Source organism: Kribbella sp. NPDC048928, from assembly GCF_043197975.1.
In the GTDB taxonomy this organism is placed as follows: Bacteria; Actinomycetota; Actinomycetes; order Propionibacteriales; family Kribbellaceae; genus Kribbella.
Map to the genome: position 1 here is coordinate 94527 of NZ_JBICUC010000010.1, position 12914 is coordinate 107440.

Here is a 12914-nt window from a genome sequence, read left to right on the forward strand (position 1 = left end):
AGCAGCTGCGTCGTCGCGTGGTGACGCTCAAGGAGATCGCCGAGCGAGCGGGCGTCTCGGCGTCGCTGGTCTCGGCGGTCGTCAACGACAGCCCGCACGTCCGGGTGAGTGCTACGACGAGACAGCGTGTCCAGGCTCTGATCGAGGAGCTCGGATACGTACCGAATCACTCCGCGCGCAGCCTCAAGTACTCGCGGACCAACGTGCTCGCCGTACTGATTCCGCGGATCAGCGACCCGATCTTCGAAGGGCTCCTCGACGGCGTGTACGCCGGCGCCGAGAAGCACGGCTACCTGGTGATGCTCGGGGATGCGGGGCAGCTCGTCTCCGGCAGCAAGCTGCTCGATCGGCTGATCGGTCACGGCCAGGTCGACGGCACGCTGATCAGGCACTCGTCGACGCTGAGCGGGGAACTGGTGCGTGCGTTCGCGAACGGGCGGCTGCCGGTCGTACTGCTCGACGTCTCCGAGACCGACGACCTCCCGTGGATCGGGCTCGACGAACGCAACGGCACCGGGCTCGCCGCCCGGCATCTGCTGTCGCTGGGCCATCGACGGATCGGGTTCTTAGGCGGCGAGCCGAGCTACCCGGGAACGCTACGCCGCATCGAGGGAGTCAGGCAGGAGCTCGCCCGGGCCGGGCTGGTTCTCGAGGAGAAGCACATCCGGTACGGGAGCCAGGAGCCGCGCGCCAGCTACGAGGCCATGCGGCGCTTCCTCGACGCCGGAGATCTGCCGTCAGCCTTGATCATCAACAACGTGACCACGGCGACCGGTGTCCTGGCCGCCGTCGTAGATGCCGGCCTACGGGTCCCCGACGACCTGTCACTCGTGGCCTACCTGGACTACCCGGCCGCCGCCCTCCTCCGCCCGGCGATCACGGCAGTGAACCAGTCCCTCTTCGACCTCGGCTACCAAGGCGTCGAGCTGTTCGAACGCCTCCGCCGCGGCGACCACCCCACCTCCCACACCATCACCACCCCACCCCCACAACTAGCCGACCGAGCCACCACCAAAAGAATCGGCCCAAGCCTCCTGGACCAAGACGAATGAATCCTGGTTTGTGGGAGGTGCCGGTTGAGGTTGTTCGGGGTTTTGTTCGTGGGGGTGTGGATGCGCGGGTGACTGCTGGTGGGTTCGAGGTGCGACGGCAGCCTGCGTGGGCCGGTCCGAGTGTCCCTCGCACTGGGAGGCGACGGGCTGCGTTCGCGCAACGTACAGGTGTGGTTGCCGCACACGGCCTGGGTCGAGGTGCGGGCACTGCGGGCCTCCGCGCCGGTGGTCCCGGCCCAACCGTCCGGCCGCCTCCGCTTGGTGCACCACGGCAGTTCGATCAGTCACTGCAGCGATGCGGACGGCCCGCTTGGAACCTGGCCGGTGATCGCCGCCCGCGCACTGGACCTCGACGTCACGAACCTGGGCTTCGGTGGCAACGCGATGCTCGATCCGTTCACCGCGCGCACGATCCGCGGGCTGCCGGCCGAGCTCATCACTCTCAAGGTGGGGATCAACATCGTCAACGGTGACGCGATGAGCCGGCGCACCTTCGTCCCGGCCCTGCACGGATTCCTCGACACCATCCGCGAACGGCACCCGAGGACGCCGATCGTTGTCATCGGCCCCATTGCGTGTCCCATCCACGAGCACACGGCGGGCCCCACGGAGGGTGATCCACAGGCCAAGGGCCGGCTGCGAGCGCGTCCTCTGGCCGACGCCGCCGGCCGGCTGACGCTCGGAGCGGTCCGGGAGGCCGTGGCCGAGATCGTGGGCAAGCGCCGCGCGTACGACGGCCTGCTCCACCATCTCGACGGCCGGCTGCTGCTCGCGGACGCCGACGCCCATCATCTCCACGATCGGCTGCATCCGGACGCTGCCGGCTACCGGCTCATGGGCGAACGATTCGCTGCCCTGGCTCGTGACGGTGCCTCCGGGCTGAGCACCGCGTACAAGCAAGCGTCCCGGAGGTCGGCATGACGGTCATCAGCCGGGTGTCCGTACGGACGGCGCCGTTCTCGACGGCCACGTGGCTGGACGAACAGCGGGTGTCGAGCCCGATGGCGTGGTTCCCCCCGTACGCCGAGCGGCGCAGCTCGTGGCGCGGACCGGGCGCCGACCTGGTCTGGGTCTGGATCGAGACCGACGATGCCGCCGTGTACGGGATCGGGCAGAGTCGTGGTGGTACGGTCACGGCCGCGCTCGTCGAGCAGCATCTCGGGCCGCTGCTGATCGGGAGCGACGCGCTCGAGATCACCCGGCGTACCGAGGAGCTCCGTCGCGCGACCCTGCCGTACGCGGCCGGCGGCATCGCCTCGATGGGGATCAGCGCCTGCGAACTGGCACTGTGGGATCTCAGCGCCCGGAGCGCGGGCGTACCGCTCGTCACCTTGCTCGGTGGCAGCAGCGCTCCGTTGCCGTTCTATCTCACCGCCGCGGGCATCGAGGCGCTCGACGGCATCGACGAACAAACGCTGCGTGCCGCCGAGTTGGTGAAGCGGCCGGCGCGCTTCGGACCGGCCGACGGACGGGACGGTTTCCACGCCAATCTGGACGATCTCGCCGTACTGCGTGAGCGGCTGCCGGCCGGGGTGGGCATCGCCATCGACTGCTTCATGTCGTGGGACGTGCCGTACGCCGCCGAGTTCGCCCACGCAGCGGCCGGGCTCGGGCTGGTGTGGATCGAGGAGCCGCTGCCTCCTGACGACTTTTTGGGGTACGCCGAGCTGCGGGCCAGAGCGTCGCCGGTCCGCATCGCGGGCGGCGAGCACCTGTTCAGCCTTCGGGACGGTTTGCGGTTCGTCGAGGGCCGTTGCGCGGACGTACTGCAGGTCGACGTCACGTGGTGCGGAGGCCTGCGACTGGCGGCGACGCTCGGCACCGTTGCCCAGGACAACGGTATCCGCTTCGCCCCGCACGCGGCAGCCACCCAGCCGTGGGCGCTGCACCTGCTCGGGGCGGCCGGGCCCGGCGCACTCGCCGAGATCATGGTCGGCCTGAATCCCGACGCCGTCCGGCGACCGGCACCGGGAACGACCCCGGGCGTCGGAATCGAGCCTGCAGCGGTGGGATTCCGATGATCCTGAACCCGATCGATGCCAGATGACTGTACGAGTGGCCGCTGTGGGAGCGGGATCGTGGATGACGCGCTTCCACGCGCCCGCGATCCTCGCCTGTCCCGGCGCACAACTGGTCATCGTGTGCGACCCGGACCACGCAGCAGCGGATGCACTCGCGCAGTCCGCTGGCGCGCGAGCGGTCCCGGACCTCGAGGCGCTGATCGCGGACGGCGATTTCGACTGTGCGATCGTCTGCAGTCCGCACGCGACCCATCGCCCGATCGCCGAAGCGCTCCTGCGTGCCGGCAAGCACGTGTTCGTCGAGAAGCCGCTCGCTACGACCTCCGACGACGCGTTCGCCCTTGTCCGGCTGGCGTCTGAGCTGGGTCTGCACCTCTCGGTGGGGTACACCTCGCAGCATTCGCCGAGCGCTGCCACGGTGCGCGATTGGGTACGGACACAGCTCGGGACCCTGCTCCAGGTCTCCATCGAGTTCTCGTCCCGTGCGGGTGCGCTGTTCGCCGCGGCGCAGGACGATCCGTCCGCGACGTACTCAGCGCGCAACGGTGGTGGTCAGGGCCATACCCAGCTGAGCCACGCGATCGCCATGCTGGCGTGGGTCACCGGTGAGGAGGCCGAGTCGGTGACCGCGTTCACCGATGGGCGCGGCCTCGATGTCGACGTGGTCGACGCCGCGGCCTTCCGCCTCACGGGCGGAGCGCTCGGCGTTGCGGCGAGTACCGGCACACTGGCACCGCGGCTCGCCATCACCCAACGGCTCCGGTACGTCGGGCAGCGAGGCATCGTCGATCAGGACATCCTGTTCGGGACGGCGCAACTGCAGCGCGTGGACGGATCGTCCCTCGCGGCACCCCGGGACCATCTGCGGCCGCCATACCCCGCCGAGGCTCCGACCACGGCCTTTCTCGACCTGGTGCTCGGCCGCGGGCCGAACCTCGGCCCACCGGAGCCGGCCGCCGCCGCGGTGGCATTCATCGAGGCGATGCACGAGTCCGCCGCCTCGGGTGCTCGCCGGGACGTTCGTCGGCTGCCGGAAATCCGGGCCTGATCTGTTGCCGGGGTGTTGTTGTGATGTAAGGATGCATCAAAGGGATTCAGCTCGGTGATGAACCGAGGCCGACGATGCTTGAATGGGGTTGACGGTATGACCGGACCGAGTCGACGTAGTCTGCTGATCGGCGGCGCGGGCGCCGCGTTGGTAGGTGCCTTCGGGACGCTGGACGGCCTTCCGGCCCTGGCTGGGCCGCCGGATGTCCGTCCGCGACGCGGCGGACCGCTGAGCACAGACGTGCAGTGGATCACCGGCTATGACACCACCGCCTATGTCACGTACATGCACCAGAACGGCTACTTCCACGGCTGCCGGTACTTCGTCTACCGGAAGGCGCTCACCCTTGGCGGACCGAACCTGCTGCATGTCTACGACACGGTCATGCAGACGTCGTTCCAGGTCCCCGACCGTGCGGGACACCAGATGGTCGGGGGATACCTGGACGTGAGTCGGGCGACGGGGCTTCTGCTCAACGCCGAGTCTCCCTCTGCAGCAAAGCCTGAGACCACACGCCCGCGAATCTGGGCCTACGACCTCAATGAGCACGTCGCGACCGGCAGTTCGACCTGGGAGCAGATCTATCAGGTTCCCGAGGGCGCGACGATCGCCGACACCACCGCGTCCATCAACGCGGCAGGCACCCACATCGCCTTGAGCGAGTTGTACGGGAAGCCCGCGGTGCCGGAGATTCCGGGGGATCAGATCTCGAAGATCGTGAAGGTCGACATCGCCACCGGTGTTCGCGAGGTGCTGGTGGAACGCGAGACCCTGCACAATCACGTGCACTTCTGCCCGTACGACGAGGACTGGATCGTCTTCTCCCGCGAGGGCGACAGCACCTTGCACAAGGAGCGGGTGTGGGCGCATCACCCGGTGCACGCGCCGGCCGGAGCGAATGTTGTACCGCAGATCCTGGCGAGCGGACAGGTGCTGCGGCTCTCGCACGAGCGGGCGTCGTGGGACGCTCCGACCGTCGTGGTTATCAACTACGAGAACCCCCGAGGTGTTTGGCGCGGATTCCTCGACGGCTCCGAGCCCGAACAGCTGGCCACCGGCCGGTTCGAGCACTGTGACGTGTCCCGCGACGGCCGGTACGTCGTTACCGACACCAGCCTGACCGGCTCGGCGATGTGCATCCAGGTAATCGACACGACCGGGCAGTTCCCGATCACGACCGTCGTGCCCCAGACCAACCGTGGCGTCAGCCATCCACGCCACAACCACCCGATCTTCTCACCGGACGGGCGCTACGTACTGTTCAACGATCCGGATCCGGACAACGTCAACACCGGCGGCCTGCGGATAGGGATCGTCGATCTGCGGGCGTTCGGCTATCCGGTCTGACGGCGGACGAGGGTCGGGCCGATCCGCCGGGTCGTGTTCCGCTTGATCAGCCGCGGTGCCGGTGACTGGATCGTGTACGACTCGCACTGGTCGCCGCGGCGGATCCGCTCGAACAACTCGACACTGTGGTACCCGACCTCGAACAGCGGTTGGTCGATCGCGGTGATCGCCGGGCGGACCAGCGCGGCCGCCGGGTAGTCGAGATAAGCGACCAGTGAGAGGTCGTCCGGCACGCGAACACCGGCGTCGGCGGCGGCCGCCAGTACGCCGGTCGCGGTGGTGACGTTGTTGACGATCAGTCCGGTCGGAAGATCGCCCGACGCCAGGAGTCGTTGCATGGTGGCATAGCCCTCGAGCGGCTCCTGGTGACCGAACCAGATGTCCTTCTCGTCCAGCGACAGTCCGGCGTTGCCGAGTTCTCGCCGGACGCCTTCGATGCGGCGCTGCGTGCCGGGGTACTCCCGTTCGCCGCCGAGGAACCCGATCCGCTGATGCCCGAGCGACAGCAGGTGCCGCGCGGCCCGGGCGGTGCCCTTGCGTTCGTCGAGTCCCACCCAGGGGAGGTCCTCGGTCTCGGACACGTCCATCAGCACGACCGGGGCCCGGCGCTTCGCGAGTTGGCTGATCACGTCGTTGCTCAACGTCGCCGAATGCCGGATCAAGGTGCCGTCGACCTGACCGTGACCCATGATGCGTTCCAGCAGTTTGCTGCCCGAGACGAGCTCCCGGGCGTCGCCGAGCAGCACCACGTAGCCGTGCTTCTCGGCGCCCGCGTACACGCCCGCGAGGAGTCCGGCGAAGATCGGGTCGCTGATGTTCGGGATGATGACGGCGAGGACGTCGGTCCGGGAGAACTTCAGGCTCCTGGCCGAGTGGTTCGGGACGTAGCCGCTCTCCTCGATGATGTCGAGGACCTTCTGCTTCGTGGCCTCGGTCATCCGGACGTACGGGCTGTCGTTGATCACACCCGAGACGAGCGACACCGAGACCCCTGCACGCTCGGCGATATCCTTGAGCGTCACCATACGGCGAGCCTAACAGGACGCCCGACCCGCTCCGGAACACCGCGGTGTCAGGCTGACATCGCGAGTTGGAGTTGGTTGAGGATCGAGCGGAGGCGCCGGGAGACCTGCATCTGGCTGACGCCGATCTCGGCGCCGATCTCCGCCTGGGTGCAGTGGTCGACGAAGCGCCGGCGCAGGATGAGTTGGTCCCTGGCCGGGAGCCCGGCGACGACGGGTTGGAGCGTGTGGACCTGGTCGACGAGCTCGTACGTGTCGCCCTGCGAGGCCAGTCGGCGCAGCGGACTCTGGTTGCCGGTCTCCTGCGGCGGTTCGGCGTCCAGGGAGGACGGCTGGAAGCAGCCGCGGGCCTGTTCGGCTTCGACGATCTCGGCGACGTCGACATTGATCGCTGCGGCGAGTTCGGCGTGGTCGGGCCAGTGCCCGAGGCTGACCGCGAGCGAGGTCTGTACCGCGTTCACCCGGCTCTGGATTTCTTGCAGCCGGCGCGGAAGCTTGATGGCCCAGGCGTTGTCGCGGAAGTGGTGCCGGATGCCGCCCCGGATCGTTGGTACCGCGTACGACCGGAAGTCCGAGCCGGCGGTGGGACGATAGTTGCGCAGTGCGCGGATGAGATGTTCGACGGCAATCTGTTCGAGGTCCTCGTCGTCGACTCCCCGGCCGCGGTAACGGCCGGCGATGGTGCGGGCGAGTGGGAGCGCGCTGACGATCGCCTGATCGACGAGCTCGTCCCGGCCTGGACCGTGACTGGCGAACGCGGCCCTGAGCAGGCCCTCCGTCCGCGCGGACTGTTCTGCATGAGACTGCCGGACTGGACTACACGTTGTCATGTGCGGGTTGCCCTGCCTGTGCCGTCCCGGCGCACCGCGGCGCATGGTTGTACCGCCACCAGGACCACCCACAAGTACCCGCGGCCAAACAGGCGAATCCTCTACTGCACGACGCCCAGTGGCTGACTACGGACTCACGCCGGTGATGGTGAGTTGCAGGAGGTGGTCGGCCCGCGCGGCGGGGTCGGGGTAGTGCGCGGTGGCCTGCGAGATGCCGACGGCGACGGTGATGAGGTCCTCGACGGTGACCCCGGCGGTGACGGCGCCGTCCTGGGCGGCTCGGTCGAGGAGCGGACCGCCGGCGTCTTCGAGCGCCGCGGAGCAGCTGTTCTTGTGGGTGTCGCCGTCGTACGCGATGGCTTCGGCAAGCCCGCGGGCGGTGACGCAGTACGCGACGACATCGCCGAGCCACTCCAGGAGGGCCGTACGGCTGTCGTCGGACCCGAGCAGTTCCTCGGCGCGCGCGCAGAGCGCGGCGATGCGTTGGTGCGAGACCGCCTCGAGCAGCGCGCGGCGGGTGGGGAAGTGCCGCCGTACGGTCGCCGAGCCGACGCCGGCGATCCGGGCGATCTGTTCCAGCGAGGCACCGGCTCCATGAGTCGCGACTTCTTCCTCGGCGACGCTGAGGACCCGGGCGTAGTTCCGCCGGGCGTCCGCGCGCTGATCGGCCATCTCGAACCTCCCGGGTTGCTAACTGGCGGGGTCCGCCATATCGTAGCGGAGACTAAGTGGCGGGCCCCGCCATTTAGAAACCTGACGAGGAGGATCACGGTGGCGACTGACTCCATGCCCGTACTGGTGACCGGTGCGACCGGGCGGCAGGGTGGTGCGACTGCCCGCGCGCTGCTGGCCGCGGGCATCCCGGTCCGTGCGCTGGTACGCGACCCGGCGAGTGAACGTTCCCGAGCCGTCGAGGCGCTCGGAGCCGAGCTGGTGCGAGGCGACCTGCACGATCGCGACTCGGTGCTGAAGGCCGCCGCGGGCGTTCGCGCGGTGTTCTCGGTGCAGATGCCGTCCATCGAGACCGGGGAGCCCGACTTCGCCGGTGAAGTTGCCCAGGGCATCAACCTGGTCGAGGCGGCGATCGCCGCCGGCGTACCGCAGTTCGTCCACACGTCGGTGTCCGGTGCCGGGCAGCATGTCGACGCGCCGGGCTGGGCCGAGGGGCGGTGGACCTCGATGGAGTCGACGCTGGGTGCGAAGAGTGCGATCCAGGATCGCGTCCGTACGGCGGGATTCGCGGCCTGGACGCTGCTCAAGCCGGCGTTCTTCATGGAGAACTTCCTGCCGTCGATGGCGTTCCTGTTTCCACGCGGCGTCGAGGGTGGTTTGGTGAGCGTCGTGAAGCCCGCGACGCACCTGTCATTGATCGCGGTGCAGGACATCGGGGCTGCGGCCGCGGCGGCGATCGCCGCGCCCGAGCGGTTCGATCGCGTGGAGCTCGAACTGGCCGGCGACTACCTCTCGATGGCAGCGGTCGCGGCGGCGCTTTCACGCGCCCTGGGGGTTGAGCTGACGGCTCCCGACCTGACCGAGGCGGAGGCATTGGCGGCCGGGATGCCTCCGATGGGTGCAACGCACGAGTGGCTGAACGCGGTCGGGCAGCCCGCGCGTCCCCAGTACGCGAAAGATCTCGGAGTCCCGCTCACGACCTTCGAGGCCTGGACGGACCAGAACCTGTAGTCAGGCCTCAGGAGTCGGGGCGATGAGATGAGTAAGGCCCATGGCCAGTAGGCAGGGGAGGCCGTGGTTGTCTTGGACGGCGGTGTCGGCTATGGCCAGTGCGGGGACGAGGAACGCGGTGATGCGGAGCGGAAGCGGCAGGGTGACTCCGTAGCGTTGGGCCAGGAGCACCGTCATTGCGAGGCCGCCGATGAGGGCGGCGACGCACATCGAGTTGCCTGCGCCGACCGGGTTGAGCCAGGCGTAGCTGATGAGTTGGCCGAGCCACCCGCAGCCGAAGTACAGGACGAGCCAGCGCCACCGGCCGAGGACGCGTTCGGCGACTGTGCCGACGACGGCCAGCAGGATCAGGTTCGAGACGAGGCCGGCCGCCCAGCCGTCCTGGAAGAACATGCCGGTGAGCAGGCGGTACCACTGCCCGTCGTTGATCCGAGCGGCGTCCCGTACGACGTGGTCGTACAGCGGTCGATGCACCAGTTGCGCGATGCCGCCGGCCAGTGTCACCAGAAAGACGGCGGCCGTCAGCAGCGGCTTGCGCGGGCCGAAAGTAATGGCGGCGAACGGGGTCGGGGCAGCGGTCCGAGTGGTCACAACTGAAACCTAGTGCGTGGCGGCCGTTCTACCTCCGACGTTTGTCACGCGGAACTACGACGTTTGTCATGATCTTTCAGCCGCGCGGGCCGGCCGCACGACGGAGACGGTTGGCGATCGCCAGACCGAGCCCCTGTTCCGCGGGCAGGGAGGCGATGATCAGATCGCAGCCTTGCTCGTCCAGCTCGCGCAGGTACCTGAAGAGGCCGCGCGCGTAGGCGTCCAGCGAGTCGGGCACCGGCACGATCGCCTGGGCGTCGATCGCCGTACCTGACAACACAGGTGGGAGCAGGACGCCGACCCGATGGCCCGCATCCCGTGCGAGCTCGACCTCGGTGGGGATCTTCTCGGGTTCGACCAGTACGACACGGGCGCGAGGCGCGTAGTGGGAGGGGTGCTGACCCGGCACCCGCACTTCACTCGTCGCCGGGACCGCGAGCGGATACCCGAGTGCCGCTTCGAGATCTTCGCGAGTCACTCCGCCGGGCCGGAGGATCGTCGGGTGCTCGCCGGTCAGGTCCACGATCGTGGACTCGACGCCGACGCCGCACGGGCCGCCGTCGAGCACGAAGTCGACGTCGTCGCCGAGCTCCGTCCGTACGTGCTCCGCGGTCGTCGGACTGACCGAGCCGAACCGGTTGGCGGACGGCGCCGCGACCGCACCACCGAACGTCTTCAGCAACTCCAGCGCGACGGGATGATCAGGCACCCGTACGGCGACCGTCTCCAGCCCACCCGTCGCCTCCAACGGAACCCGCCGGCCGCGACGCAGGACGAGCGTCAGCGGACCAGGCCAGAAGCGATCGGCCAGGAGCTGCGCGGTGGCCGACACGTCCTCGGCCCAGTCGCCCAGCTGCGCGGCGCTGCCGATGTGAACGATCAGCGGGTGCGAGGGCGGGCGGCCCTTCGTCTCGAAGATCCGTCCGACCGCCTGGGGGTCCTCAGCGTTGGCGGCCAGGCCGTACACCGTCTCGGTCGGGATCGCCACCAGGCCTCCCGCTCGCAGTACCTCGGCGGCCTTCTCGATCTCACTGGTTCCTGCCAACACGCCCCACATCGTACCCATCCGTCGGGCGGCCGGTGGCGAACACGGTGGTGTGATCACTCGGCGTGGGTTGCTGGTTGCGGGCGCGCTGGCCGGTGTCGCCGCCTGTGCGAAGGACAAGCCGAAGACCGCTGAACCGGTCGCGGTCAGCTACGGGGCGGACGAGGCGCAGTCGGCGCAGCTCTACCTTCCGGACGGGTCCAAGAAGGTCCCGGTAGCGGTCGTGATCCACGGCGGCTTCTGGATGAAGCAGTACGGCGTGGAGCTGGCGATTCCGTTGGCCGAGGATCTCGCGCGGAACGGAATCGCCGGCTACGCGATCGAGTACCGCCGGGTGGGCAACGGTGGCGGTTGGCCGGCGACGTTCGAGGACGTGGCGGCCGCGATCGACGCGCTCGCGCAGCAGCCGCGGGTCGACGTCAGCAGGGTGATCGCCATCGGCCACTCCGCCGGTGGGCAGCTGGCGGTCTGGGCAGCCGGCCGCGCGCACCTGCCCGCGGGAGCGCCCGGCGCCGCCCCGCGGGTCCGGATCCAGGGCGCCGTGTCGCAGGCCGGCGTACTCGATCTGGTCGACGCCTACCGCGAGCAGGTCGGCGGCGATGCCGTACAGGCCTTCCTCGGTGCCACGCCCGACCGCGACCGAGCGCGCTACACCTTGGCATCACCGTACGAACGGCTGCCGCTCAAGGTGCCGGTCGCACTGGTGCACGGCACACGCGACGAGGAGGTCCCGATCGAGCAGAGCCGTCGCTACCGGGACGCCGCCCTCAAGGCCGGTGACCCGGTCAAACTCACCGAGCTCCCGAAGGCCGGCCACTTCGAGCTGATCGATCCGCACGACGAGGGCTGGACCACCTGTCGAACCGAGGCCCGTCGCCTGCTCGGCTTCTGAAAGGGTGGGGGCATGACTGATCGCCCTGTGCTTGTGCCCGCCGCCGGTGTGCGTGGTGAGAATCTCGAGGTCTGCTACACCGCGGCTCTGCACAATGTCCTCGACGTCAACACGATCCCCGACGGCGAGGCGGCGTTCCTGCGGGCCGGCGGCGGGTACTCGGATCCGTGGACGCGGGACGCCGCGATCAACTCGTGGCACGCAGCGAGCCTGCTCGCGCCAGAGGTGGCGAAGTACACGCTGCGGAAGGTCTGCGGCGACGGTCTGATTGCCCAGGACAACCAATGGTGGGATCAGATCATCTGGATCATCGGTGCCCGGCATCACCAGCTCGTGACCGGTGACGCGGAGTTCGGGGCCGAGGCGTTCCGGATCGCGGCGGCCTCGCTCGATATCCTCCGCCGCGAGCGGTTCGACGCCACGACCGGCCTCTACCGCGGGCCGGCTCTCATGCAGGACGGCATCGCCGGCTATCCCGAACCGCCGTACCAGCCCGGCAACCCGTCGTCGTTCGTCCTGGACCACCCGGCCAGTCACGACATCCGTTGCCTGTCGACGAACGCTGTGTACGCCGGAGCGCTCGGTTGCCTGGAGCAACTGGCCGCGGAGGTTGGCGCGGATCCGGCACCGTACGCCACGCAGCGTGCCGAGCTCGTTGCCGCGATCAACGACCACCTCTGGTCGGACGAGGCCGGCCGGTACGGCTACTTCCTCGGAGCGGACGGCCTCGATCTGCACGAGGAGACCGCCGGACTCGCCCTGGCCGTCGAGTTCGGCATCGCCGACGCGGAGCGTACGGCCGCGATCGTGGCCGGTATCCACCACGAGCCGTTCGGGGTGGTGAACGTGTGGCCGCACTTCGAACGGTTCGAGGCGGCTCGCCCGGGCCGCCACAACGCGATCTGCTGGCCGATGGTCATGGGCCTGTGGGGCTACGCGGCGAGCAAGGCCCGGCAGGCACCGGAGTTCGGCCGTACGCTCGATGATCTGGTCGGCCTGTTCCGCTTGAGTGGTGACGAACTGTTCGAGCTCTACAACGCGACCACCGGCGCGGTCGACGGCGGCTGGCAGGTCGGCCGGCAGTGGGAGTCGCTCCCGGACCAGACCTGGTCGGCGACCGCGCTACTACGACTGGTCCACGAGGGCCTGTTCGGACTCGAGTTCGGGACCGACGGCATCATGTTCCGTCCGACCGTACCGGCCGCGTACGCGGGTGAGTGGGCGCTGCAACAGCTCCGCTACCGAGGCGCGACGCTGGACATCACCTTGCGCGGCGAAGGCACCAACATCTCCACCTTCAGCCTCGACGGCGAGCCCCAGCAAGCCCCACACCTTTCAGCCACCCTCACCGGCCACCACCACATCGACATCACCGTCGACTGA

At 68.9% G+C, this 12914-nt stretch carries 13 protein-coding genes; 8 read left to right on the forward strand and 5 right to left on the reverse strand.

Annotation, left to right across the window (positions count from 1 at the left end; translation table 11 throughout):
• Window positions 1-17: 17 nt before the first annotated feature.
• The 5 genes from ACGFI6_RS35500 to ACGFI6_RS35520 all read left to right on the forward strand — a co-directional run bounded on the left by ACGFI6_RS35500 (window position 18) and on the right by ACGFI6_RS35520 (window position 5468).
• Window positions 18-1052, forward strand: a complete 1035-nt coding sequence (locus tag ACGFI6_RS35500) for a LacI family DNA-binding transcriptional regulator (protein ID WP_393126550.1) — start codon at window positions 18-20, stop codon at window positions 1050-1052.
• A gap of 78 nt (window positions 1053-1130) precedes the next feature.
• Window positions 1131-1973, forward strand: coding sequence for a GDSL-type esterase/lipase family protein (locus tag ACGFI6_RS35505; protein WP_393126552.1), 843 nt, complete (start codon window positions 1131-1133; stop codon window positions 1971-1973).
• On the forward strand, window positions 1970-3073 hold the full coding sequence (locus ACGFI6_RS35510) for an enolase C-terminal domain-like protein (RefSeq protein ID WP_393126554.1): 1104 nt from the start codon (window positions 1970-1972) through the stop codon (window positions 3071-3073). The genes ACGFI6_RS35505 and ACGFI6_RS35510 overlap by 4 nt, the downstream gene beginning before the upstream one ends.
• A gap of 22 nt (window positions 3074-3095) precedes the next feature.
• Entirely contained in the window at window positions 3096-4121 is a 1026-nt protein-coding gene (locus ACGFI6_RS35515; RefSeq protein ID WP_393126556.1) for a Gfo/Idh/MocA family protein, read from the forward strand.
• A 96-nt stretch (window positions 4122-4217) separates the two neighbouring features.
• Complete coding sequence (locus tag ACGFI6_RS35520) at window positions 4218-5468, forward strand: TolB family protein (protein ID WP_393126558.1); 1251 nt, start codon at window positions 4218-4220, stop codon at window positions 5466-5468.
• Here the strand turns inward: ACGFI6_RS35520 and ACGFI6_RS35525 are convergent.
• From ACGFI6_RS35525 to ACGFI6_RS35535, 3 genes are all read right to left on the reverse strand, one after another.
• A complete protein-coding gene (locus ACGFI6_RS35525) occupies window positions 5456-6493 on the reverse strand; it encodes a LacI family DNA-binding transcriptional regulator (protein WP_393126561.1) in 1038 nt (345 codons plus the stop codon). The two genes, ACGFI6_RS35520 and ACGFI6_RS35525, sit on opposite strands and share 13 nt — an antisense overlap.
• A 47-nt stretch (window positions 6494-6540) precedes the next feature.
• Window positions 6541-7320, reverse strand: coding sequence for a sigma-70 family RNA polymerase sigma factor (locus ACGFI6_RS35530; RefSeq protein WP_393126563.1), 780 nt, complete (start codon window positions 7318-7320; stop codon window positions 6541-6543).
• A 126-nt stretch (window positions 7321-7446) separates the two neighbouring features.
• Window positions 7447-7992 (reverse strand): TetR/AcrR family transcriptional regulator, encoded by a 546-nt coding sequence (locus ACGFI6_RS35535; RefSeq protein ID WP_393126565.1) that lies wholly within the window; start codon window positions 7990-7992, stop codon window positions 7447-7449.
• Window positions 7993-8091: 99 nt separating this feature from the next.
• On the opposite strand from ACGFI6_RS35535, the gene ACGFI6_RS35540 reads away from it, so the two are divergent.
• The gene (locus ACGFI6_RS35540) at window positions 8092-9003 is read left to right on the forward strand and encodes an NmrA family NAD(P)-binding protein (protein WP_393126567.1); all 912 of its coding nucleotides are present in this window, start codon (window positions 8092-8094) and stop codon (window positions 9001-9003) included.
• Here the strand turns inward: ACGFI6_RS35540 and ACGFI6_RS35545 are convergent, their stop codons facing one another.
• Window positions 9004-9594, reverse strand: a complete 591-nt coding sequence (locus ACGFI6_RS35545; RefSeq protein WP_393126569.1) for a rhomboid family intramembrane serine protease — start codon at window positions 9592-9594, stop codon at window positions 9004-9006.
• 76 nt (window positions 9595-9670) lie between these two features.
• Window positions 9671-10642 (reverse strand): L-threonylcarbamoyladenylate synthase, encoded by a 972-nt coding sequence (locus tag ACGFI6_RS35550; RefSeq protein ID WP_393126571.1) that lies wholly within the window; start codon window positions 10640-10642, stop codon window positions 9671-9673.
• Between the two features lie 49 nt (window positions 10643-10691).
• Here ACGFI6_RS35550 and ACGFI6_RS35555 point away from each other — a divergent pair, with 49 nt between their 5' ends.
• Window positions 10692-11531 (forward strand): alpha/beta hydrolase family protein, encoded by an 840-nt coding sequence (locus tag ACGFI6_RS35555; protein ID WP_393126573.1) that lies wholly within the window; start codon window positions 10692-10694, stop codon window positions 11529-11531.
• Window positions 11532-11543: 12 nt separating this feature from the next.
• A complete protein-coding gene (locus tag ACGFI6_RS35560) occupies window positions 11544-12914 on the forward strand; it encodes a hypothetical protein (RefSeq protein WP_393126575.1) in 1371 nt (456 codons plus the stop codon).